The sequence below is a fragment of the Streptococcus oralis genome, assembly GCF_001579025.1.
Classification (GTDB): Bacteria; Bacillota; Bacilli; order Lactobacillales; family Streptococcaceae; genus Streptococcus; species Streptococcus oralis_X.
This window is the reverse complement of the sequence record NZ_KQ970237.1, coordinates 117,532-139,000: the sequence shown is the minus strand read 5'-3', so window position 1 is coordinate 139,000 and position 21,469 is coordinate 117,532. Positions and strand designations below refer to the sequence as shown.

At 42.6% G+C, this 21,469-nt stretch carries 22 protein-coding genes and 1 pseudogene; 22 read left to right on the top strand and 1 reads right to left on the bottom strand.

The features are described 5' to 3' along the window. Positions 1-45 precede the first annotated feature (45 nt). From SORDD27_RS08670 to SORDD27_RS08640, 7 genes are all read left to right on the top strand, one after another. Positions 46-489 (top strand): dUTP diphosphatase, encoded by a 444-nt coding sequence (locus tag SORDD27_RS08670; RefSeq protein WP_000701988.1) that lies wholly within the window; start codon positions 46-48, stop codon positions 487-489. Next, entirely contained in the window at positions 440-1,006 is a 567-nt protein-coding gene (locus SORDD27_RS08665) for a histidine phosphatase family protein (RefSeq protein ID WP_196755636.1), read from the top strand. The genes SORDD27_RS08670 and SORDD27_RS08665 overlap by 50 nt, the downstream gene beginning before the upstream one ends. Positions 1,007-1,022: 16 nt before the next feature. Continuing rightward, positions 1,023-1,511: a hypothetical protein gene (locus tag SORDD27_RS08660; RefSeq protein WP_061428575.1), complete on the top strand. Its 489-nt coding sequence runs from the start codon at positions 1,023-1,025 to the stop codon at positions 1,509-1,511. A 40-nt stretch (positions 1,512-1,551) separates the two neighbouring features. Beyond that, positions 1,552-2,916 (top strand): DNA repair protein RadA, encoded by a 1,365-nt coding sequence (radA, locus tag SORDD27_RS08655; protein ID WP_193765376.1) that lies wholly within the window; start codon positions 1,552-1,554, stop codon positions 2,914-2,916. 72 nt (positions 2,917-2,988) lie between these two features. Then, entirely contained in the window at positions 2,989-3,483 is a 495-nt protein-coding gene (locus tag SORDD27_RS08650) for a beta-class carbonic anhydrase (RefSeq protein ID WP_025171793.1), read from the top strand. A 213-nt stretch (positions 3,484-3,696) separates the two neighbouring features. Then, positions 3,697-4,665 (top strand): ribose-phosphate diphosphokinase, encoded by a 969-nt coding sequence (locus SORDD27_RS08645; RefSeq protein ID WP_061428573.1) that lies wholly within the window; start codon positions 3,697-3,699, stop codon positions 4,663-4,665. A 120-nt stretch (positions 4,666-4,785) separates the two neighbouring features. Then, entirely contained in the window at positions 4,786-5,223 is a 438-nt protein-coding gene (locus SORDD27_RS08640) for a CoA-binding protein (RefSeq protein ID WP_061428571.1), read from the top strand. A 27-nt stretch (positions 5,224-5,250) separates the two neighbouring features. Here the strand turns inward: SORDD27_RS08640 and SORDD27_RS08635 are convergent, their stop codons facing one another. Next, entirely contained in the window at positions 5,251-6,261 is a 1,011-nt protein-coding gene (locus SORDD27_RS08635; RefSeq protein WP_042901914.1) for a YeiH family protein, read from the bottom strand. Positions 6,262-6,412: 151 nt separating this feature from the next. Between SORDD27_RS08635 and SORDD27_RS08630 the strand changes: the two genes are divergently transcribed. The 15 genes and pseudogenes from SORDD27_RS08630 (at position 6,413) to purF (ending at position 21,461) form a co-directional block, all read left to right on the top strand. Continuing rightward, positions 6,413-7,582 (top strand): pyridoxal phosphate-dependent aminotransferase, encoded by a 1,170-nt coding sequence (locus SORDD27_RS08630; protein ID WP_061428569.1) that lies wholly within the window; start codon positions 6,413-6,415, stop codon positions 7,580-7,582. Beyond that, positions 7,579-8,349 (top strand): DNA repair protein RecO, encoded by a 771-nt coding sequence (recO, locus tag SORDD27_RS08625; protein ID WP_000616142.1) that lies wholly within the window; start codon positions 7,579-7,581, stop codon positions 8,347-8,349. The genes SORDD27_RS08630 and recO overlap by 4 nt, the downstream gene beginning before the upstream one ends. After that, positions 8,346-9,338 carry a phosphate acyltransferase PlsX gene (gene plsX / locus SORDD27_RS08620; RefSeq protein ID WP_061428566.1) on the top strand — a complete coding sequence of 331 codons (993 nt, stop codon included), beginning with the start codon at positions 8,346-8,348 and terminating at the stop codon, positions 9,336-9,338. Before recO ends, plsX begins: the two co-directional genes overlap by 4 nt. 5 nt (positions 9,339-9,343) lie before the next feature. Continuing rightward, the gene (locus SORDD27_RS08615; RefSeq protein WP_000136435.1) at positions 9,344-9,580 is read left to right on the top strand and encodes an acyl carrier protein; all 237 of its coding nucleotides are present in this window, start codon (positions 9,344-9,346) and stop codon (positions 9,578-9,580) included. 314 nt (positions 9,581-9,894) lie between these two features. Beyond that, positions 9,895-9,981 (top strand): annotated as a pseudogene (locus SORDD27_RS10545) (class IIb bacteriocin, lactobin A/cerein 7B family); the annotation flags it as partial. Positions 9,982-10,054: 73 nt separating this feature from the next. Then, positions 10,055-10,204: a class IIb bacteriocin, lactobin A/cerein 7B family gene (locus tag SORDD27_RS08605; protein ID WP_001052546.1), complete on the top strand. Its 150-nt coding sequence runs from the start codon at positions 10,055-10,057 to the stop codon at positions 10,202-10,204. A 12-nt stretch (positions 10,205-10,216) separates the two neighbouring features. Then, a complete protein-coding gene (locus SORDD27_RS10035; protein WP_000793177.1) occupies positions 10,217-10,393 on the top strand; it encodes a hypothetical protein in 177 nt (58 codons plus the stop codon). A 149-nt stretch (positions 10,394-10,542) separates the two neighbouring features. After that, positions 10,543-10,698 carry a hypothetical protein gene (locus SORDD27_RS10030; RefSeq protein WP_000661692.1) on the top strand — a complete coding sequence of 52 codons (156 nt, stop codon included), beginning with the start codon at positions 10,543-10,545 and terminating at the stop codon, positions 10,696-10,698. Between the two features lie 24 nt (positions 10,699-10,722). Then, a complete protein-coding gene (locus SORDD27_RS08600) occupies positions 10,723-10,935 on the top strand; it encodes a hypothetical protein (protein ID WP_061428564.1) in 213 nt (70 codons plus the stop codon). Positions 10,936-10,981: 46 nt separating this feature from the next. Further along, positions 10,982-11,170 (top strand): hypothetical protein, encoded by a 189-nt coding sequence (locus SORDD27_RS08595; RefSeq protein WP_033605807.1) that lies wholly within the window; start codon positions 10,982-10,984, stop codon positions 11,168-11,170. A 436-nt stretch (positions 11,171-11,606) separates the two neighbouring features. After that, on the top strand, positions 11,607-13,760 hold the full coding sequence (gene comA / locus SORDD27_RS08585; protein WP_061428562.1) for a peptide cleavage/export ABC transporter ComA: 2,154 nt from the start codon (positions 11,607-11,609) through the stop codon (positions 13,758-13,760). Positions 13,761-13,772: 12 nt separating this feature from the next. Next, positions 13,773-15,122, top strand: coding sequence for a competence pheromone export protein ComB (gene comB, locus SORDD27_RS08580; RefSeq protein ID WP_061428560.1), 1,350 nt, complete (start codon positions 13,773-13,775; stop codon positions 15,120-15,122). Positions 15,123-15,290: 168 nt separating this feature from the next. Further along, positions 15,291-15,998 (top strand): phosphoribosylaminoimidazolesuccinocarboxamide synthase, encoded by a 708-nt coding sequence (gene purC / locus SORDD27_RS08575; protein WP_061428558.1) that lies wholly within the window; start codon positions 15,291-15,293, stop codon positions 15,996-15,998. Between the two features lie 201 nt (positions 15,999-16,199). Beyond that, the gene (locus tag SORDD27_RS08570; protein ID WP_061428556.1) at positions 16,200-19,925 is read left to right on the top strand and encodes a phosphoribosylformylglycinamidine synthase; all 3,726 of its coding nucleotides are present in this window, start codon (positions 16,200-16,202) and stop codon (positions 19,923-19,925) included. Between the two features lie 93 nt (positions 19,926-20,018). Beyond that, entirely contained in the window at positions 20,019-21,461 is a 1,443-nt protein-coding gene (gene purF, locus SORDD27_RS08565; protein ID WP_061428554.1) for an amidophosphoribosyltransferase, read from the top strand. Positions 21,462-21,469: the final 8 nt, after the last annotated feature.

The window sequence follows — 21,469 nt, the reverse complement described above, 5'->3', positions numbered from 1 at the left end:
AAGATAAAATAGCCTAGAATAAATGATTATAGAAAAGAGAAAAATATGAAAATTCGTGGTTTTGAATTGGTTTCGAGTTTTACAGACGAAAATTTATTGCCGAAACGAGAGACAGCTCACGCGGCTGGTTATGATTTAAAGGTTGCGGTGCGTACGGTTATTGCTCCAGGAGAGATTGTTCTCGTCCCAACGGGTGTTAAGGCTTATATGCAGCCGACTGAAGTGCTCTATCTTTATGACCGTTCATCAAATCCTCGTAAGAAAGGTCTGGTCTTGATCAACTCTGTTGGCGTTATTGATGGAGACTATTATGGTAATCCGGGAAATGAAGGCCATATCTTTGCTCAGATGAAAAATATTACCGATCAGGAAGTTGTTCTTGAAGTTGGAGAACGTGTAGTTCAGGCTGTCTTTGCTCCATTTTTAATTGCAGATGGAGATGAGGCAGACGGAGTTCGTACTGGTGGATTTGGATCGACTGGGCACTAAGATGAAGATTATCTTTGTACGTCATGGGGAGCCAGATTACCGTGAGTTAGAGGAGCGTTCTTATATGGGATTTGGGATAGATTTGGCCCCCTTGTCTGAGAAGGGACGACAGCAAGCCCAGGAATTGAGCACCAATCCTTTACTCCCTTCAGCAGAAATAATCATATCTTCTGCAGTCACAAGAGCTTTAGAAACGGCTTTTTATGTGATTTATGCTACGGGTCTTCCTTTAAGAGTAGAGCCTTTATTACATGAATGGAAGGTCTATGAAAGTGGCACAGATAATTTTGAAAAAGCTCGTACTATGTTTCTAGAAAATAAGGGGGAGTTACTTCCTAATAGTCCTATTCAATATGAGACAGCTGAAGAGATGAAGTCTCGTTTTCTAGAATGTATGTCTAAGTATCGAGAACATCAGACTGTGGTAGTTGTTGCTCATCGAATGATCATGCGCCAGTTTGTGCCAAATGAGAAGATTGATTTTTGTCAAGTGATTGAGTGTGAGTTAGAGATATAGAAAGAAGTACAATGAAATGAGCTATAAAGATTTTCAAGCTTTTACCGCCGAGAATTGTCGAGGGTATAAGAAGATTTTTGAGATTAGTATTGGAGGTTTTCTTTACTTAGCTTTTCTTCCGGGAGCCTATTATAAAATTCTTTGCGTTTCTTCAGAATATATGTCAATTATTGACAGTGAAAATGGTCAGGTAACTCCTATAGATGGGGATTATGATGAGACGGAATTAATAGCCATGTATGAGGGTTGTGATTCTCCCATTTCTATTGCGGGACAATATGGTGGAAGTCTCCCTTTGGACAATGGGGAAAATATCCGAGTGACAATGGGAAAAGATCAATCTGGGAAGTATCCGATTTTAACCATTTTTTGGGAAAAGGATAAAGAAACTAGGGTACAAATTTATAAAGGTTATTTACCGTATATTTTTGGTTTTAGTCCGGATGGAGAGTATTATGCTTATGCAGATGATGGTGGATTGACTGTCTTAAAGAAAGATAGTTGATAACGCGAAAAATAAGAAATTTTAAAATGAGAGGATTAGAATCATCGCAAAGAAAAAAGCGACATTTGTGTGTCAAAATTGTGAATATAATTCACCTAAATATCTAGGACGCTGTCCAAACTGTGGGTCTTGGTCTTCTTTTGTAGAAGAAATCGAGGTTGCAGAGGTCAAGAATGCGCGTGTGTCCTTGACAGGTGAGAAAACCAAACCCATGAAACTGGCTGAAGTAACTTCCATCAATGTCAATCGAACTAAGACTGAGATGGAGGAATTCAACCGTGTGCTTGGTGGAGGTGTGGTACCAGGGAGCCTCGTCCTTATCGGTGGGGATCCAGGAATCGGGAAATCAACCCTTCTCCTGCAAGTTTCAACCCAGCTGTCTCAAGTGGGGACTGTTCTCTATGTCAGTGGGGAGGAGTCTGCCCAGCAGATTAAGTTACGGGCAGAGCGCTTGGGAGATATTGATAGCGAGTTTTATCTCTATGCAGAGACCAATATGCAGAGTGTTCGATCTGAGGTGGAGCGCATCCAACCAGATTTTCTCATCATTGACTCTATCCAGACGATTATGTCTCCTGAGATTTCTGGAGTGCAAGGGTCAGTTTCTCAAGTGCGAGAGGTGACAGCTGAACTCATGCAGCTGGCTAAGACCAATAACATTGCTATCTTTATCGTAGGACATGTGACTAAGGAAGGAACCTTGGCAGGTCCGCGTATGCTGGAGCATATGGTGGATACGGTGCTTTACTTTGAAGGGGAACGCCACCATACCTTCCGAATCTTACGAGCGGTCAAAAACCGTTTTGGGTCCACTAATGAGATTGGGATTTTTGAGATGCAGTCGGGCGGATTGGTTGAGGTACTCAATCCGAGTCAAGTTTTCCTAGAGGAGCGTTTGGATGGGGCTACTGGCTCGTCAATCGTTGTGACCATGGAAGGGACCCGTCCGATTTTGGCGGAGGTTCAGGCTTTGGTAACACCAACCATGTTTGGAAATGCTAAGCGTACGACGACTGGACTTGATTTCAATCGTGCAAGTCTGATTATGGCTGTTTTGGAAAAACGAGCAGGGCTTCTCTTGCAAAATCAGGATGCCTATCTCAAATCTGCTGGCGGTGTGAAATTGGATGAGCCTGCTATTGACTTAGCCGTTGCAGTGGCTATTGCCTCTAGTTACAAGGACAAGCCTACCAATCCTCAGGAATGTTTTGTGGGTGAACTGGGCTTGACCGGAGAAATTCGGCGCGTGAATCGTATCGAGCAACGTATCAATGAAGCAGCAAAATTGGGCTTTACCAAGATTTATGTACCCAAGAATTCCTTGACAGGAATCACTCCACCCAAGGAAATTGAGGTTATTGGTGTGACAACGATTCAGGAAGTTTTGAAAAAGGTCTTTGCATAATCCGTGACAAATCCTCTTAAAAATGATAAGATAGGAGAAATATTTGATTGTCAAATTTTTGAGGAGGGAATCGTGTCGTATTTTGAACAGTTTATGCAAGCCAATCAGGCTTATGTTGCCCTACATGGGCAGTTAAATCTGCCACTTAAACCCAAAACCAGAGTAGCGATCGTGACCTGTATGGACTCACGTCTGCACGTTGCGCAAGCTCTAGGTTTGGCCCTTGGGGATGCTCATATCTTGCGGAATGCGGGTGGTCGAGTAACTGAGGACATGATTCGTTCACTGGTGATTTCCCAGCAACAAATGGGGACAAGAGAAATCGTGGTGCTTCACCATACAGACTGTGGAGCTCAAACCTTTCAAAATGAAAGTTTTCATGAATATTTGAAACACGAGCTCGGAGTTGATGTATCTAATCAAGATTTTTTACCATTCCAGGATGTTGAAGAGAGTGTGAGAGAGGATATGCAATTGCTTAGAGAGTCTCCACTGATTCCTGATGATGTGGTTATTTCAGGTGCTGTCTATGATGTGGATACAGGAAGTATGAGAGAAGTATACTAACTTTGTCTCGAAAAAATCTCACCCTAGCATAAAATCGATTGTTAAAATGTAGAATTTTTAGTTTTAATATAGCTAATATAAAATAGCATAAAACAAGGGTATAAATGTCTACTCTTGTTTTATTTTTGATTGAAAAATAAAGGAAAAAGCGCTACAATGGTAGATGGAAAATGTTGTGTAAAAACAAGTGATACATAAATACCGGAGGAAATCATGTCTTTTTCTGATTTAAAGCTGTTTGCCCTTTCTTCAAATAGAGAATTGGCAGAGCGTGTGGCGCAAGAGATTGGGATAGAGTTGGGGAAATCGACTGTTCGCCAATTTTCAGATGGGGAGATTCAGGTCAACATCGAAGAGTCTATCCGTGGAAAACACGTCTTTATCCTACAATCAACTAGTTCACCTGTAAATGATAATTTACTTGAAATTTTGATTATGGTGGACGCATTGAAGCGTGCTAGTGCAGAATCTGTCAATGTTGTTATGCCTTACTATGGCTATGCACGTCAGGATAGAAAAGCGCGCGCGCGTGAGCCAATCACTGCAAAACTCGTTGCAAACATGCTAGAAGTTGCTGGGGTAGATCGTTTGTTGACGATTGATTTGCACGCTGCACAGATTCAGGGATTCTTTGATATTCCCGTAGATCACTTGATGGGTGCTCCATTGATTGCGGACTATTTTGAACGTCGTGGCATGGTTGGCACTGACTACGTGGTTGTCAGCCCAGACCATGGTGGGGTGACTCGTGCTCGTAAATTGGCAGAGTTTTTGAAAACTCCGATTGCGATTATTGACAAACGCCGTAGTGTAGACAAGATGAATACCAGTGAAGTGATGAACATCATTGGTAAGGTAGAAGGTAAGACTTGTATCTTGATTGACGATATGATCGATACAGCTGGGACTATTTGTCATGCGGCAGATGCTCTTGCTGAAGCAGGTGCTGTTGAAGTTTACGCAAGCTGTACGCACCCAGTTCTTTCGGGGCCAGCTATGGACAATATCCAAAAATCAGCTATTAAGAAATTGGTTGTTTTGGATACTATCTATCTACCAGAAGAGCGTTTGATTGATAAGATTGAACAAATTTCGATTGCTCATCTTCTGGGCGATGCTATTATTCGTATCCACGAAAAACGTCCTCTTTCTCCATTATTTAGTATCGAGAAAAAAATCTAAACTTTCACTTGAAATAGATCGTTCTCCTAGCAGGTTTCTTTTCTTGCTAGGAGATTTTTTGTAGTCAAAATCTGCAAGCCTTTTCAAAATATGCTATACTGATGGAAAAGGAGGATTTCTATGAGCCAAGAATTTATCAATCCAAGTGATGGTGTGGTACGTCAGTATCTTGCAACCAGTAAAACGTTAGCGGTAGTAGGCTTGTCCGATCGTGAAGAAACAACTAGCAATCGAGTGACTAAGGAAATGCAGGCTCGGGGCTATAAAATCATTCCAGTTAATCCCAAGGCTGCAGGTGGGGAAATTTTGGGAGAAAAGGCTTATGCGAGTCTAGAAGAGATTCCTTTTCCTGTAGATATTGTCAATGTTTACCGTCGCAGTGAGTTTTTACCAGATGTGGCGCGTGATTTTCTCAAGGCTGATGCCAAGATTTTCTGGGCGCAATTAGGACTTGAAAATCTAGAAGCGGAAGAAATCCTGCGTGCTGGAGGATGCGATGACATTGTGATGAATCGATGTATTAAGAGAGAACATACTCGCTTAATTCTTGAGCAATAAAAAGGTAGCCATGGGCTACCTTTTGTGTTAGAAAATACCAATCAATGCCTGCATGCCAAGACTGGTGAGGATGATGGCAATCCAGCAAAGGGCTCCAAGAAGAATGGATTTCCCGCTGGATTTGACCATGGCTACTAGATTTGTTTTGAGACCGATGGCACTCATAGCCATGATAATGAGGAATTTGGAGAGTTGTTTGAGAGGGGTGAAGAAGCTACTAGACACACCGAGAGAGGTGAGAAAAGTCGTTAAGAGAGAGGCTAGGATAAAGTAAAGGATAAAAAGTGGGAAGACTTTTTTTAGTTGGAAACCCTGGCTATTTTTTTGTTGGCGGCTTTGCCAGTAGGAGAGAAAGAGCGTGATAGGAATAATGGCAAGGGTGCGTGTGAGTTTAACAATGGTTGCAGACTCAAGGGTATTGGTCTGATAAAGACTGTCCCATGCGCTGGCTGTGGCCGTTACAGAAGAAGTATCGTTGACTGCAGTTCCTGCAAAGAGGGCAAAACCTTCATTGGATAGGTGAAGCCAGGTTCCTAGCGTTGGAAAGATGAGCGCAGCCAAGACATTGAAGAAAAAGATAACGGAAATGGCTTGGGCAACTTCTTTTTCCTTGGCATGGATGACGGGCGCTGTCGCAGCAATGGCAGAGCCACCACAGATAGAAGAACCCACTCCAATCAAGGTAGCTAGTTTTGTGTCTAGCGCAAAGAAACGTTGGAAGAGGTAGGCAACGATTAAGGAAATCGAAATGGTGGAAAGGATGACAGGGAGTGAAGTTTGTCCAACTGCGAAGACTTGCGAGATATTGAGACCAAAACCGAGTAAGATAACGGCATACTGGAGTAATTTCTTGGAACTAAAGGTCAAACCTGCGTCTAGTTGTTTGTAAGGTGAGAGCCAGGGGTGGAGGAGCATTCCAGCAAAAATTGCAAAGACAGGTGCACCCACGACGGGGAAAAATCCTCCCAGGCACCAAGATACGATAGAAATGAGAAGGCAGGCCAAGATTCCTGCTCCATTTTTTGATAAAAATGACATATAAACCTCCGAAAATAAGCACTTATTATTATAGTCCTGTCGAGAAGAAAAGTAAAACAGAAAGTGAAAAATGCGGGTTTCAGATGGATTTTGCGGTCAGGGAGCTTTTGTAGTATAATAGTACTATGTTCTGTAAGCAAGGGGGATATCTATGGACTTAACCAAACGCTTTAATAAACAGTTAGACAAGATTCAAGTTTCCTTGATTCGCCAGTTTGACCAGGCAATTTCAGAGATTCCTGGGGTCTTGCGTTTGACCTTGGGGGAACCTGATTTTACAACGCCAGATCATATCAAGGAGGCAGCCAAGCGAGCCATTGACCAGAACCAATCCTACTATACAGGGATGAGCGGTTTACTGACCTTGCGCCAGGCTGCTAGCGACTTTGTAAAAGAAAAATACCAGCTAGATTATAATCCTGAAAATGAAATTTTGGTTACAATTGGGGCGACAGAGGCTTTATCTGCTACTTTGACGGCTATTTTGGAAGAGGGGGACAAGGTGCTCTTGCCAGCTCCTGCCTACCCAGGATATGAGCCGATTGTCAATCTAGTTGGGGCAGAGATTGTCGAGATTGATACAACTGAAAATGGTTTTGTCTTGACTCCTGAGATGTTGGAAAAGGCCATTTTGGAGCAAGGGGACAAGCTCAAAGCAGTTATTCTCAACTATCCAGCCAATCCGACAGGTATTACCTATAGTCGGGAGCAGTTGGAAGCCTTGGCAGACGTTTTACGCAAGTATGAGATTTTTGTTGTCTGTGATGAGGTTTACTCAGAATTAACCTATACAGGGGAAAATCATGTATCATTGGGAACTATGCTGAGAGACCAGGCTATTATTATTAATGGCTTATCTAAATCGCATGCTATGACAGGTTGGCGTTTAGGCTTTATCTTTGCTCCTGCAGCTTTCACAGCTCAGTTAATCAAGAGTCACCAATATTTGGTTACTGCCGCAAATACCATGGCGCAACATGCTGCGGTGGAGGCTTTGACCGCTGGTAAAAACGACGCAGAGCCTATGAAGAAGGAGTACATTCAGCGTCGTGATTATATCATTGAGAAGATGACTGCTCTTGGTTTTGATATTATCAAACCAGACGGTGCCTTCTATGTCTTTGCTAAGATTCCAGCAGGTTACAATCAAGACTCCTTTGCTTTTCTGAAGGATTTTGCCTATAAGAAGGCTGTTGCCTTTATCCCTGGTGCAGCCTTTGGACGTTACGGAGAAGGCTATGTGCGTCTGTCTTATGCAGCCAGCATGGAAACGATCAGAGAAGCCATGAAACGACTTGAGGAGTACATGAGAGAAGCATGATTCAGTCTATCACGAGTCAAGGCTTGGTGCTCTACAATCGTAACTTTCGTGAGGATGACAAGCTAGTCAAAATTTTTACCGAGCAGGCGGGCAAGCGCATGTTTTTCGTCAAACACGCTGGCCAGTCCAAACTAGCTCCGGTTATTCAGCCCTTGGTGTTGGCACGATTTCTCTTGCGAATCAATGATGATGGGCTTAGCTACATCGAGGACTACCATGAGGTGATGACCTTTCCAAAGATTAATAGTGATCTCTTTGTCATGGCCTATGCTACCTATGTGGCAGCTCTTGCAGATGCTAGTTTGCAGGATAATCAGCAGGATGCTCCCTTGTTTGCTTTCTTGAGGAAGACTCTGGAGTTGATGGAAGCAGGGATAGATTATCAGGTTTTAACCAATATTTTTGAAATTCAAATCTTGACTCGATTTGGAATCAGCCTTAATTTTAATGAGTGTGTCTTTTGCCATCGGGTCGGTCAGGCCTTTGACTTTTCTTTCAAATATGGAGCCTGCCTCTGCCCAGAGCATTATCATGAGGATGAGAGACGTTGTCATCTAAATCCCAATATCCCTTATCTGCTCAATCAATTTCAAGCCATTGATTTTGAAACCTTGGAGACTATTTCGCTTAAGGCCGAAATCAAGCAAGAGCTACGCAAGTTTATGGATCAACTCTACGAAGAGTACGTTGGGATTCACCTAAAATCAAAGAAATTTATCGATTCCCTAGCAGACTGGGGACAATTACTAAAAGAGGAAGACAAATGAAAAAAATCGCAGTAGATGCTATGGGGGGCGATTACGCACCTCAAGCCATCGTTGAGGGTGTCAACCAAGCCCTTGCTGACTTTTCAGATATTGAGATTCAACTATACGGAGATGAAAGCAAGATCAAGCAATATCTAACGGCTACAGAGCGCGTCAGCATTATCCATACGGATGAGAAAATTGACTCAGACGATGAGCCGACAAAAGCTATCCGTAAGAAGAAAAATGCCAGCATGGTATTAGCGGCCAAGGCTGTCAAAGAGGGAGAAGCAGACGCTGTCCTCTCAGCTGGGAACACAGGTGCCTTGTTGGCTGCAGGATTCTTTATCGTGGGTCGTATCAAAAATATCGATCGTCCAGGACTCATGTCGACCTTGCCGACCATCGATGGAAAAGGGTTTGACATGCTAGACCTTGGGGCCAATGCAGAAAATACAGCCCATCATCTGCACCAATACGCTGTCCTAGGTTCCTTCTATGCGAAAAATGTTCGTGGGATTTCGAAACCACGTGTTGGTTTGCTCAACAATGGAACAGAAAGCAGCAAGGGAGATCCGCTTCGTAAGGAAACATACGACTTGTTAGTAGCTGATGAAAGTTTGAACTTTGTCGGAAACGTGGAAGCGCGTGATCTGATGAATGGCGTTGCGGATGTTGTCGTAACAGATGGTTTCACGGGAAACGCTGTTCTCAAATCTATCGAAGGTACAGCTTTGGGAATCATGGGCTTACTTAAAAATGCTATTACGGGTGGTGGCCTTCGAGCGAAGCTAGGTGCTCTACTTCTCAAGGATAGTCTTAAGGGGTTGAAGACACAGCTCAACTATTCAGATGTTGGAGGAGCAGTCTTGTTTGGCGTCAAGGCGCCAGTTGTAAAAACTCATGGCTCAAGTGATGCCAATGCTGTGTACAGTACGATTCGTCAGATTCGTACCATGCTAGAAACAGACGTAGTTGCTCAGACTGCGCGTGAATTTTCAGGAGAATAAAAAAGATGACAGAAAAAGAAATTTTTGACCGTATTGTAACCATTATCCAAGAGAGACAGGGAGAAGACTTTGCCGTAACAGAGGCTTTGAGTTTGAAAGACGATCTAGATGCGGACTCAGTGGATTTGATGGAGTTTGTTTTGACACTAGAAGATGAATTTGGTATCGAAATCACTGATGAGGAAATCGACCAACTTCAAAGTGTAGCGGATGTAGTAGCAATTATTAAAGATAAAAAATAGCCAAAAGCAACATGCAAGTCATGTTGTTTTTTATTTGCAGAAAAAGGGAAACTTTTAGTAGAAATTGCGAATAAAGAGATGAGAAAGAAAAAGGAGGAATATTTATGTATGTGACTGGCTTTTATCCGTGGTTCATTAAGTGGTTTTTAAAATAAAAATGAATGAATTGTTTATTTTCGAATTGTTTTTCGAATAAATAGGTAAGGAAAAAGGGAAGGAGATAAGAAAATGATTTCAGTAATTTACCCAATCTGGCTATTTAAGTGGCTTAGAGGTTAAAGATTAAATATATAGAAAAAATAAGGAGAAAAAAGATGACAAATTTTGACAACATGGAACAGAACTTTGTAGCTCTTACAGAAGAAGAGTTGACGGATGTGAATGGGGGTCGGTTACCGCTGTAGTTGTAGGAGGTGTCTTACTAATTGGTGGTATTGCTTGGGGCTATTTTATGTAATAATAAGGAGAGAAAAAATGAATTTAAATAAATGGACAGAATTGACAGAAGAAGAATTGATGAATACAGAAGGTGGCTTAATTACCATAGCCATGATTGCTGGAGGAGTAGCAATTTTCCTTGGTGGTCGATTAATTGGTCAAGATTTAAAACGTAAATTTGGATAAAAGTAGACTTGTATGAAAAATCTAAAAAATGTAATGGGAGCAGTTCTAATTATTTTTGGAGTGCTTTGCATATTGGGAGATTTAAATGTAATCACCTTTAATGTTGAAAAATATTTCCAAACAGAATTAGTTGTTCCGATCCTTATTTTGATGATGAGTTACTTGGATTTAGCTAAAGACAAGGTTTGAAGAGAACTATTTTTAGTGTATGGCAACTGCTATTGAATAGTCATCTTTTAGTTATTATCAATGAAATAAGAACTAATTTAGGAATAGTAGGGATTTTGGTTGGAGTAGCTATTGGATTAGCCAGTATTATTTAAAAAGGAGAGAGAAAAATGAAAGAAATGGATAAAAAATTTGATATTATGACAGAAGAAGATTTGGCTCTTACTGAAGGAGGCTTCATTGTCACTACTTCCACAGCAATAGCTTGGGGTGTATTAGGAGTAGCTGCTTATATGTATGGGCGTTATCTAGGAAGTAGACGTTAATCTAAATATAGAAGGAAATTAACTATGAATCGTAACCTAAATCTCAATACATTGTTACCTAAGCTAGCCACTATACTTCCTTTGTTAGGAATAGGTCTTAATCTTACGCTTCATCTAATTCGTACGGGTTCGCTAGTATCTTTTGATTGGCAATGGAGTTTAATAGGTTTGATTGTTGCAGGCTATTTTGGTATTTTTTGTAAGGATTTGAAGAAAAATAATCAAAACTATAAATGATGAATCTGAATGGAAAGGATTTTGTGTATGTAAATAGGAGTCTGCTATGAAAAAAATCTTATTAGGATTTGCTGAGGGGTATTTTGTCGTATCGATTATTCTTTATATCGCAACGTATTTGATTATGAAAAATCCGATCAATACTCTGTTTTATCCAGAAACCTATCCAATTCTGCTTGGTCTGTTTTATGTAGGATACAAGTACAAAACAACAGATAGTAAGATTGAGAATTGATGGAATGTCAGATTGGAGTTGGAGATGAAAGTCGTTCAATTACTACAAAAAGCTTGGCCAGAGTTTATTGTATTGTTTAGCTCTATAACTTATCTAATGATTAGAATTGTGGCTGATGGTAAACAAAATAAATTTACCTACGTGGTTTGAATATTTTGATCTACCTAAGATTTCATCATTCTTGATGACATTTAGCTCACTTTATAGCAATATCATTTCAGAATAGTTTATTTCTAGGCATTCATTTTTTAACGGTTACTTTAAGCAGGCAGAACTTTTGCTCTGCTTTTTTACATTTAAATGATAGTTTGTGCTTTTTAAAGTGCGTTTTAGGTGCAAAAATAGTTTATTTAGGAATATTTTCCTGTTTTTATCCTTATTTGGTTAAAATAATCTTACAAATTTTTAAAGAGATTGTTAGAAAAAGGAGAAGGATATGAAATTTAGGAAAAGGCACTATCGTCCCCAGGTGGATCAGATGGATTGCGGCGTGGCTTCCTTGGCCATGGTATTTGGCTACTACGGTAGTTATTACTCCTTGGCTCATCTACGAGAGTTAGCCAAGACGACCATGGATGGGACGACCGCTTTGGGACTTGTAAAGGTGGCAGAGGAGATTGGGTTTGAGACGCGGGCTATCAAGGCGGATATGACGCTCTTTGATTTGCCAGATTTGACCTTTCCTTTTGTGGCTCATGTGCTCAAGGAAGGGAAGTTGCTCCACTACTATGTGGTGATAGGTCAGGATAAAAAGCACATTCATATCGCTGATCCAGATCCTGGTATCAAGCTGACCAAGATTTCCCGTGAACAATTTGCGCAAGAATGGACAGGAGTCAGTCTCTTTATGGCGCCATCTCCGGACTATAAACCCCATAAGGAGAAAAAACAGGGGCTCCTATCCTTCTTGCCAATCTTGCTCAAACAGCGGGGTTTGATTGCTAATATCGTTTTGGCAACACTCTTGGTAACCCTGATTAATATCGTGGGCTCTTATTATCTGCAGTCTATCATTGACAGTTACGTACCAGACCAGATGCGTTCGACGCTGGGTATCATCTCAATGGGACTAGTCATCGTCTATATCCTCCAGCAGATTTTGTCTTATGCGCAGGAATATCTTTTACTTGTTCTGGGGCAACGGCTGTCTATCGATGTGATTTTGTCCTATATTAAGCATGTTTTTCACCTGCCAATGTCCTTTTTTGCAACACGCAGGACAGGAGAGATTGTATCTCGTTTTACAGATGCCAACAGTATCATCGACGCGCTAGCTTCGACCATTCTGTCGATTTTCCTAGATGTGTCGACGATTTTGATTATCTCGCTGGTTTTGTTTTCACAAAATATGACGCTCTTTTTCATTAGTCTACTTGCGCTTCCTATCTATACAGTGATTATCTTTGCCTTTATGAAGCCTTTTGAAAAGATGAATCGGGATACCATGGAAGCTAATGCGGTTCTGTCTTCTTCTATCATCGAGGATATCAACGGCATTGAGACCATTAAGTCGTTGACCAGTGAGAGTTCGCGCTATCAAAAGATTGATAAGGAATTTGTGGCTTATCTGAAAAAATCTTTTACCTATAGTCGGGCAGAAAGCCAGCAAAAGGCTCTGAAAAAAGTTGCCCAGCTCCTGCTCAATGTTGCCGTTCTCTGGCTGGGAGCTATTCTTGTCATGGATGGGAAAATGAGTTTGGGTCAGCTGATTACTTATAACACCCTGCTTGTTTACTTTACCAATCCTTTGGAAAATATCATTAACCTACAAACCAAACTTCAGACAGCGCAGGTTGCCAATAATCGCTTAAATGAGGTTTATCTAGTAGCTTCGGAGTTTGAGGAGAAGAAAACGGTAGAAGATTTGAGCATGATGAAGGGAGAAATGACCTTCAAGCAAGTTCACTATAAGTATGGCTATGGTCGTGATGTCTTGTCGGATATCAATTTGACTATTCCGCAAGGGTCTAAGATGGCTTTCGTGGGGATTTCAGGTTCGGGTAAGACCACCTTAGCCAAGATGATGGTTAATTTCTACGATCCAAGTCAGGGAGAGATTAGTCTGGGTGGTGTCAATCTTAATCAGATTGACAAAAAGGCTTTGCGTCAGTATATCAACTACCTGCCTCAACAGCCCTATGTCTTTAACGGAACGATTTTGGAGAATCTTCTCCTTGGAGCCAAGGAGGGGACAACTCAAGAGGATATCTTACGGGCGGTCGAATTGGCAGAGATTCGGGAGGATATTGAGTGCATGCCCCTGAATTACCAGACAGAATTAACTTCGGATGGGGCTGGAATTTCTGGTGGGCAACGGCAGAGAATCGCTCTGGCGCGTGCTCTCTTGACGGATGCACCTGTCTTGATCTTGGACGAGGCGACTAGCAGTTTGGATATTTTGACAGAGAAGCGGATCGTGGATAATCTCATGGCTTTGGACAAGACCTTGATTTTCATTGCTCACCGCTTGACCATTGCTGAGCGGACAGAAAAGGTTGTTGTTTTGGAGCAGGGCAAGATTGTCGAAGAAGGAAAGCATGCTGATTTGCTTGCACAGGATGGATTTTACGCCCATTTGGTGAATAGCTAGAAAGAGGAGAGGATGAAACCAGAATTTTTAGAAAGTGCGGAGTTTTATAATCGTCGTTACCATAATTTTTCCAGTCGGGTGATTTTACCTATGTCACTTCTGCTCGTATTTCTGTTAGGATTTGCAGTTTTTGCAGAGAAGGAGATGAGTTTGTCTACCAGAGCGACAGTCGAACCTAGTCGGATCATTGCTAACATCCAGTCGACTAGCAATCAACGCATTGTGGGCAACTATCTGGAAGAAAACAAGTTGGTTAAGCAAGGAGATCTACTCGTTCAGTACCAGCAAGGGGCGGAAGCTGTCCAAGTTGAGGCATATGCCAGTCAATTGGAGATGCTAAAGGATCAAAAAAAGCAGTTGGGGTATTTGCAATCCAGTTTGAAAGAGGGGAGTGATCAATTCCCAGAGGCAGATAAGTTTGGTTACCAGGAGATGTTTCGAGATTATCTCAGCCAAGCGAATGGTCTAAGAAGTAATGTTTCTCAGCAAAATGCCAGCATCTCCTCTCAAAATGCGGCAGCAAGTCAGAGCCAGGCCGAGATTGGCAATCTTATCAGCCAAACAGAGGATAAAATCCGAGACTACAAAACAGCTAAGTCAGCGATTGAAAAGGGAGATCAACTAGATAGTCAGAATCCAGCCTACTCTTTCTATCAGACCTATAAAAACCAAGGTGAAGAAGATCCGCAAGCTAAATCGCAAGTTATTGCGCAAGTGGATGCACAAATTGCCCAGCTAGAGTCTAGTCTAGCTACGTATCGTGTACAGTATGCGGGTTCTGGAGCTCAACAGGCCCACGCAACGGGACTGGATAGTCAACTGGAATCGCTCAAGTCTCAGCACTTAGTCAAAGTTGGCCAGGAATTAACTCTTCTAGATCAGAAAATTTTGGAGGCGGAATCGGGTAAGAAGGTACAGGGAGGTCTCCTAGATAAAGGGAAGATTACAGCAAGTGAGGATGGGGTGCTTCACCTCAATCCTGAGACTAGTGAATCTACGATGGTCGCAGAAGGAACCCTGCTAGCCCAACTCTACCCATCCTTGGAAAAAGAAGGGAAAACCAAACTCACAGCTTATCTCAGTTCAAAAGATGTTGCTAGAGTCAAGATTGGGGACTCTGTTCGTTATACTACGACTAATAATGCGAAGAATCAAATTTTCCTGGATTCTACGATTACAAGTATTGATGCGACAGCTACAAAGACTGAACAAGGAAATTTCTTTAAAATTGAGGCGGAGACTAATTTAACTTCGGAACAGGCTGAAAAACTTCGTTATGGTTTAGAAGGTCGCCTGCAGATGATTACGGGAAAGAAAAGTTACCTCCGTTATTTTTGGGATCAATTTTTGAATAAAGAGTAATATTCGTGTTTTTCAGAGGATAAATGATTTTAAAACTGTAAGAAGAATATATCTTGCAGTTTTTCTTTACGCTCAAAATAGGAAAACGTTATTTATTCGTAAAAACCTTGAATTTTTCATGCTTTTGTGGTAGAATGTGCTCAAGTAAAACGAAAGGCGAACTTTAAAATGTCAAAACAACTGATCTATTCGGGAAAAGCCAAGGATATCTATACAACTGAGGATGAAAATCTCATTATTTCAACTTACAAGGACCAGGCGACTGCTTTTAACGGTGTCAAGAAGGAGCAGATTGCGGGCAAGGGAGTGTTAAATAATCAGATTTCATCTTTTATTTTTGAGAAATTAAATGCGGCTGGTGTAGTGACTCACTTTGTGGAGAAAATTTCGGATACGGAACAACTCAATAAAAAGGTGGAGATTATTCCTTTGGAAGTTGTGCTCCGCAACTACACGGCTGGTTCCTTTTCAAAACGTTTTGGCGTAGAAGAAGGTATCGCATTTGAGACTCCGATTGTCGAATTTTACTATAAAAATGATGATTTGGATGATCCCTTTATCAATGACGAGCATGTGAAATTCCTTAAAATTGCGGATGACCAGCAGATTGTTTACTTGAAAGAAGAAACCCGTCGTATCAATGAGCTCTTGAAAGCTTGGTTTGCTGAGATTGGTCTTAAATTGATTGACTTTAAGCTAGAGTTTGGTTTTGACAAGGATGGCAAGATTATCTTGGCAGACGAGTTTTCACCAGATAACTGCCGTTTGTGGGATGCAGATGGCAACCACATGGATAAGGATGTTTTCCGTAGAGGACTAGGTGAATTGACTGACGTTTACGAAATTGTTTGGGAGAAATTGCAGGCTTTGAAATAAGCTGTTATTAACGGAAAACCTTCGTCTTTCAGATGTAAGGACTCAGGCTGTAAAGGTCCCCCAGACCTTTACACTCCATCGAGGTCTAGGTGAACTGACAGATGTTTACGAGATTGTCTGGGAAAAGTTGCAAGGTTTAACATAACACCTTCAAGGTCATTTGGGAACATTGCAAGAGCTGAAATAAAGGAATAAGAATTGATGAATAAACGTATTTTTGTTGAAAAAAAGGCTGATTTTCAGGTTAAGTCAGAGAGTTTGGTGAGAGAGCTCCAGCACAACTTGGGACTGTCAACTTTGAAAAGTATTCGCATTGTGCAAGTTTATGATGTCTTTGATTTGGCAGAGGACTTGTTTGCGCCTGCAGAGAAGCACATCTTCTCTGAGCAGGTGACAGACCATGTTTTGGACGAAGTGGTTGTGCAGGCGGATCTTGCCAACTATGCTTTCTTTGCCATTGAAAGCCTGCCTGGTCAATTTGACCAGCGTGCAGCTTCGTCACAGGAAGCCTTGCTTTTACTGGGAAGTTCGAGTGATGTGACAGTCAACACAGCCCAGCTTTACTTGGTCAATAAGGATATTGATGCGACTGAGTTGGAAGCAGTCAAGAACTACCTGCTCAACCCAGTTGATTCTCGTTTCAAGGACATCACGACAGGAATTGCCAAGCAGGAATTTTCAGAGTCGGACAAGACCATTCCTAAATTGACTTTCTTTGAAAACTATACGGCAGAAGACTTTTCTCGCTACAAGGCCGAGCAAGGGATGGCCATGGAAGTGGATGATTTGCTCTTTATCCAAGACTACTTCAAGTCAATCGGGCGCGTGCCGACTGAGACGGAGCTCAAGGTTTTGGACACTTACTGGTCTGACCACTGCCGTCACACGACTTTTGAGACGGAGTTGAAACACATTGATTTCTCAGCTTCTAAATTCCAAAAGCAATTGCAGGCGACTTATGACAAGTATATTGCCATGCGTGATGAGTTGGGACGTTCGGAGAAACCACAAACCTTGATGGATATGGCGACTATTTTCGGTCGTTATGAGCGTGCCAATGGTCGTTTGGATGACATGGAAGTGTCTGACGAGATTAATGCCTGCTCGGTTGAAATCGAGGTGGATGTGAATGGAGTGAAAGAGCCATGGCTCCTCATGTTCAAGAACGAAACCCACAACCACCCAACAGAAATCGAACCATTTGGTGGCGCGGCTACTTGTATCGGTGGAGCTATTCGTGACCCATTGTCAGGTCGTTCTTATGTTTACCAAGCCATGCGTATCTCAGGCGCGGGTGACATTACAGCGCCGATTTCAGAAACGCGCGCTGGGAAATTGCCACAACAAGTTATTTCGAAAACAGCGGCTCATGGTTATTCTTCATACGGGAACCAGATTGGGCTTGCGACGACTTACGTTCGTGAGTACTTCCACCCAGGCTTTGTAGCCAAACGCATGGAGCTTGGTGCTGTTGTCGGAGCGGCTCCCAAGGAAAATGTTGTCCGTGAAAAACCTGAAGCGGGTGATATGATTATCTTGCTAGGTGGTAAGACTGGACGTGATGGTGTCGGTGGTGCAACGGGGTCTTCTAAGGTTCAAACAGTTGAGTCTGTAGAGACTGCTGGAGCTGAGGTTCAAAAAGGGAATGCCATCGAAGAACGCAAGATTCAGCGCCTTTTCCGTAATGGCGATGTCACTCGTCTCATCAAGAAATCCAACGACTTTGGAGCAGGTGGTGTCTGTGTGGCCATCGGTGAATTGGCAGACGGTCTTGAAATTGACCTCAACAAGGTTCCTCTTAAATACCAAGGCTTGAACGGGACAGAAATTGCTATCTCTGAATCACAAGAACGGATGGCAGTTGTGGTGCGTCCTGAGGATGTAGATGCCTTCGTTGCGGAATGTAATAAAGAAAATATTGATGCTGTTGTGGTGGCGACAGTAACTGAAAAACCAAATCTAATCATGCACTGGAATGGTGAAACAATTGTCGACTTGGAACGCCGTTTCCTTGATACAAACGGTGTGCGTGTGGTCGTAGATGCTAAGGTTGTGGACAAGGATATCGAACTTCCAGAAGAACGTCAAACATCTGCTGACACACTAGAAGCTAATACCCTTGCGGTTCTATCTGATCTCAACCATGCGAGTCAAAAAGGATTGCAAACTATCTTTGACTGTTCGGTCGGTCGTTCAACGGTCAATCACCCACTTGGCGGTCGCTACCAACTCACACCAACTGAGGCTTCTGTGCAGAAATTGCCAGTTCAACATGGAGTGACTCATACTGCGTCAGTCATGGCTCAAGGATTTAACCCATATGTAGCAGAATGGTCTCCATACCACGGTGCTGCTTATGCGGTTATCGAAGCAACTGCTCGTTTGGTGGCTGCTGGTGCCAACTGGTCCAAGGCTCGTTTCTCATACCAAGAATATTTCGAGCGCATGGACAAGCAAGCTGAGCGTTTCGGTCAGCCAGTAGCAGCTCTTCTAGGCTCTATCGAAGCACAAATTCAGCTTGGTTTGCCATCTATCGGTGGTAAGGACTCTATGTCTGGTACTTTTGAAGAATTGACCGTACCGCCAACCTTGGTTGCCTTTGGGGTGACGACGGCAGATAGCCGTAAGGTCCTCTCTCCTGAGTTCAAGACTGCTGGTGAAAACATCTACTACATCCCAGGTCAAGCCCTCTCTGCAGAGATTGATTTTGACTTGATTAAGAAAAATTTTGCTCAGTTTGAAGCCATCCAAGCTGGCCACAAAGTAACATCTGCATCAGCTGTTAAATATGGTGGTATCCTTGAAAGCTTGGCTCTTGCTAGCTTTGGGAACCATATCGGTGCAGAGGTAACCTTGCCTGAACTTGAAACAGCCTTGACAGCTCAATTGGGCGGATTTGTCTTCACATCTCCTGAAGAAATCGCTGGAGTAGAGAAGATTGGACAAACGAAAGCAGACTTTACACTCCTTGTCAACGGTGTGAAGCTAGATGGACACAAACTTGACAGTGCTTTCCAAGGAAAAATGGAAGAAGTTTACCCAACTGAATTTGCCCAAGCTAAAGAATTGGAAGAAGTGCCAGCTGTCGCTTCTGACGCAGTCATCAAAGCCAAGGAAACTATTGAAAAACCGGTGGTTTACATCCCAGTCTTCCCAGGAACCAACTCAGAATATGACTCAGCTAAGGCATTTGAAAAAGAAGGTGCAGAGGTTAACTTGGTGCCATTTGTGACCTTGAATGAAGAGGCCATTGTCAAGTCAGTTGAAACCATGGTTGACAACATCGGCAAGGCTAACATCCTCTTCTTTGCAGGTGGATTCTCAGCTGCGGATGAGCCGGATGGATCAGCTAAATTTATCGTGAATATCTTGCTCAATGAAAAAGTGCGTGCAGCCATTGATAGCTTTATCGCTCGTGGTGGCTTGATTATCGGTATCTGTAATGGATTCCAAGCCCTGGTCAAATCAGGTCTTCTTCCATATGGAAACTTTGAAGATGCTAACAGTACCAGTCCAACCCTCTTCTACAATGATGCCAACCAGCACGTGGCTAAGATGGTGGAAACGCGAATTGCCAATACCAACTCACCATGGTTGGCTGGAGTACAAGTGGGCGATATCCATGCCATTCCAGTATCGCACGGTGAAGGGAAATTTGTCGTGACGGCTGAGGAATTTGCAGAGCTCCGTGTCAATGGTCAAATCTTTAGCCAATACGTTGACTTTGACGGCAAACCAAGTATGGATTCTAAGTACAATCCGAATGGTTCGGTAAATGCCATCGAAGGAATTACCAGCAAGAATGGTCAAATCATCGGTAAAATGGGACACTCAGAACGTTATGAAGACGGTCTCTTCCAAAACATCCCAGGAAATAAAGATCAGCACCTGTTTGCGTCGGCGGTTAAATACTTTACTGGAAAATAAGACTTACAGATTTTCTAATAGATAGTATCAGTAATGTAAAAGTCATGTAAATTTAGCTCTTGGTGCTACACAAATAAAAATTAGGTATAAAAAATGACATACGAAGTAAAATCTCTTAATGAAGAATGTGGTGTTTTCGGTATCTGGGGGCATCCAGATGCTGCTAAATTGACCTATTTTGGTCTCCACAGTCTTCAGCACCGTGGTCAGGAGGGGGCAGGAATCCTCTCCAATGATCAGGGACAATTGAAGCGTCATCGTGACATGGGGCTTTTATCAGAAGTGTTCAGAAACCCAGCTAATTTGGATAAACTGACTGGAACGAGCGCGATTGGGCATGTTCGTTACGCGACTGCTGGCGAAGCTTCTGTGGACAACATCCAGCCCTTCCTCTTTCGCTTTCATGATATGCAGTTTGGATTGGCTCATAACGGAAACTTGACCAATGCCGAATCGCTCAAGAAAGAATTGGAACAAAGAGGAGCTATTTTCAGTTCAACTTCGGACTCGGAAATCTTGGCTCACCTCATTCGTCGGAGTCACAATCCGAACTTGATGGGCAAAATCAAAGAGGCGCTCAGCCTTGTAAAAGGTGGCTTTGCTTATATCCTGCTGTTTGAGGACAAGTTGATTGCGGCTCTTGATCCTAATGGCTTCCGTCCACTTTCTATTGGGAAAATGGCCAACGGAGCGGTGGTGGTTTCGTCAGAAACCTGTGCTTTTGAAGTCATTGGTGCCGAGTGGATTCGTGATGTGAAACCAGGAGAGATTGTAATCGTGGATGACAATGGGATTCAGTATGATAGCTATACGAATGATACCCAGTTGGCGATCTGCTCTATGGAGTATATCTACTTTGCCCGTCCTGACTCTAATATCCATGGTGTTAATGTCCATACAGCTCGCAAACGTATGGGGGCTCAATTAGCGCGTGAATTTAAGCATGAGGCAGATATTGTGGTCGGTGTGCCCAATTCCTCACTTAGCGCAGCTATGGGATTTGCAGAAGAATCAGGTCTGCCAAATGAAATGGGTCTCATCAAGAACCAATACACGCAACGTACCTTTATCCAACCGACTCAAGAATTGCGGGAGCAAGGGGTACGGATGAAACTGTCTGCCGTTTCGGGTGTTGTCAAAGGCAAACGTGTGGTGATGGTGGATGATTCCATTGTTCGTGGGACGACCTCTCGCCGTATTGTTCAGCTTTTGAAAGAAGCGGGTGCGTCTGAGGTTCATGTTGCTATTGGCAGTCCAGCGCTAGCTTATCCATGTTTTTACGGGATTGATATCCAGACGCGTCAGGAGCTGATTGCGGCCAATCATACGGTCGAAGAAACTCGCCAAATCATTGGTGCGGATAGTCTGACCTATCTTTCTATTGATGGCTTGATTGATTCTATCGGCATCGAAACAGATGCGCCAAACGGTGGTCTCTGTGTCGCTTACTTTGACGGGGCCTACCCAACACCTCTCTACGACTACGAAGAAGACTATCGTAGAAGTTTGGATGAAAAGACCAGTTTTTACAAATAGATGGATAA

What these genes read in the sequence shown, in the direction of transcription:
- SORDD27_RS08665 (WP_196755636.1), top strand. Translation starts at nt 440, where the DNA reads ATGAGGCAGACGGAGTTCGTACTGGTGGATTTGGATCGACTGGGCACT.
- SORDD27_RS08570 (WP_061428556.1), top strand. Translation starts at nt 16,200, where the DNA reads ATGAATAAACGTATTTTTGTTGAAAAAAAGGCTGATTTTCAGGTTAAG.
- SORDD27_RS10030 (WP_000661692.1), top strand. Translation starts at nt 10,543, where the DNA reads ATGAAAGAAATGGATAAAAAATTTGATATTATGACAGAAGAAGATTTG.
- SORDD27_RS08595 (WP_033605807.1), top strand. Translation starts at nt 10,982, where the DNA reads ATGAAAAAAATCTTATTAGGATTTGCTGAGGGGTATTTTGTCGTATCG.
- SORDD27_RS08615 (WP_000136435.1), top strand. Translation starts at nt 9,344, where the DNA reads ATGACAGAAAAAGAAATTTTTGACCGTATTGTAACCATTATCCAAGAG.
- comA (WP_061428562.1), top strand. Translation starts at nt 11,607, where the DNA reads ATGAAATTTAGGAAAAGGCACTATCGTCCCCAGGTGGATCAGATGGAT.
- purF (WP_061428554.1), top strand. Translation starts at nt 20,019, where the DNA reads ATGACATACGAAGTAAAATCTCTTAATGAAGAATGTGGTGTTTTCGGT.
- SORDD27_RS10035 (WP_000793177.1), top strand. Translation starts at nt 10,217, where the DNA reads ATGAAAAATCTAAAAAATGTAATGGGAGCAGTTCTAATTATTTTTGGA.
- SORDD27_RS08605 (WP_001052546.1), top strand. Translation starts at nt 10,055, where the DNA reads ATGAATTTAAATAAATGGACAGAATTGACAGAAGAAGAATTGATGAAT.
- SORDD27_RS08670 (WP_000701988.1), top strand. Translation starts at nt 46, where the DNA reads ATGAAAATTCGTGGTTTTGAATTGGTTTCGAGTTTTACAGACGAAAAT.
- recO (WP_000616142.1), top strand. Translation starts at nt 7,579, where the DNA reads ATGATTCAGTCTATCACGAGTCAAGGCTTGGTGCTCTACAATCGTAAC.
- SORDD27_RS08660 (WP_061428575.1), top strand. Translation starts at nt 1,023, where the DNA reads ATGAGCTATAAAGATTTTCAAGCTTTTACCGCCGAGAATTGTCGAGGG.
- SORDD27_RS08645 (WP_061428573.1), top strand. Translation starts at nt 3,697, where the DNA reads ATGTCTTTTTCTGATTTAAAGCTGTTTGCCCTTTCTTCAAATAGAGAA.
- SORDD27_RS08640 (WP_061428571.1), top strand. Translation starts at nt 4,786, where the DNA reads ATGAGCCAAGAATTTATCAATCCAAGTGATGGTGTGGTACGTCAGTAT.
- comB (WP_061428560.1), top strand. Translation starts at nt 13,773, where the DNA reads ATGAAACCAGAATTTTTAGAAAGTGCGGAGTTTTATAATCGTCGTTAC.
- SORDD27_RS08630 (WP_061428569.1), top strand. Translation starts at nt 6,413, where the DNA reads ATGGACTTAACCAAACGCTTTAATAAACAGTTAGACAAGATTCAAGTT.
- SORDD27_RS08635 (WP_042901914.1), bottom strand. Translation starts at nt 6,261, where the DNA reads ATGTCATTTTTATCAAAAAATGGAGCAGGAATCTTGGCCTGCCTTCTC.
- purC (WP_061428558.1), top strand. Translation starts at nt 15,291, where the DNA reads ATGTCAAAACAACTGATCTATTCGGGAAAAGCCAAGGATATCTATACA.
- SORDD27_RS08600 (WP_061428564.1), top strand. Translation starts at nt 10,723, where the DNA reads ATGAATCGTAACCTAAATCTCAATACATTGTTACCTAAGCTAGCCACT.
- plsX (WP_061428566.1), top strand. Translation starts at nt 8,346, where the DNA reads ATGAAAAAAATCGCAGTAGATGCTATGGGGGGCGATTACGCACCTCAA.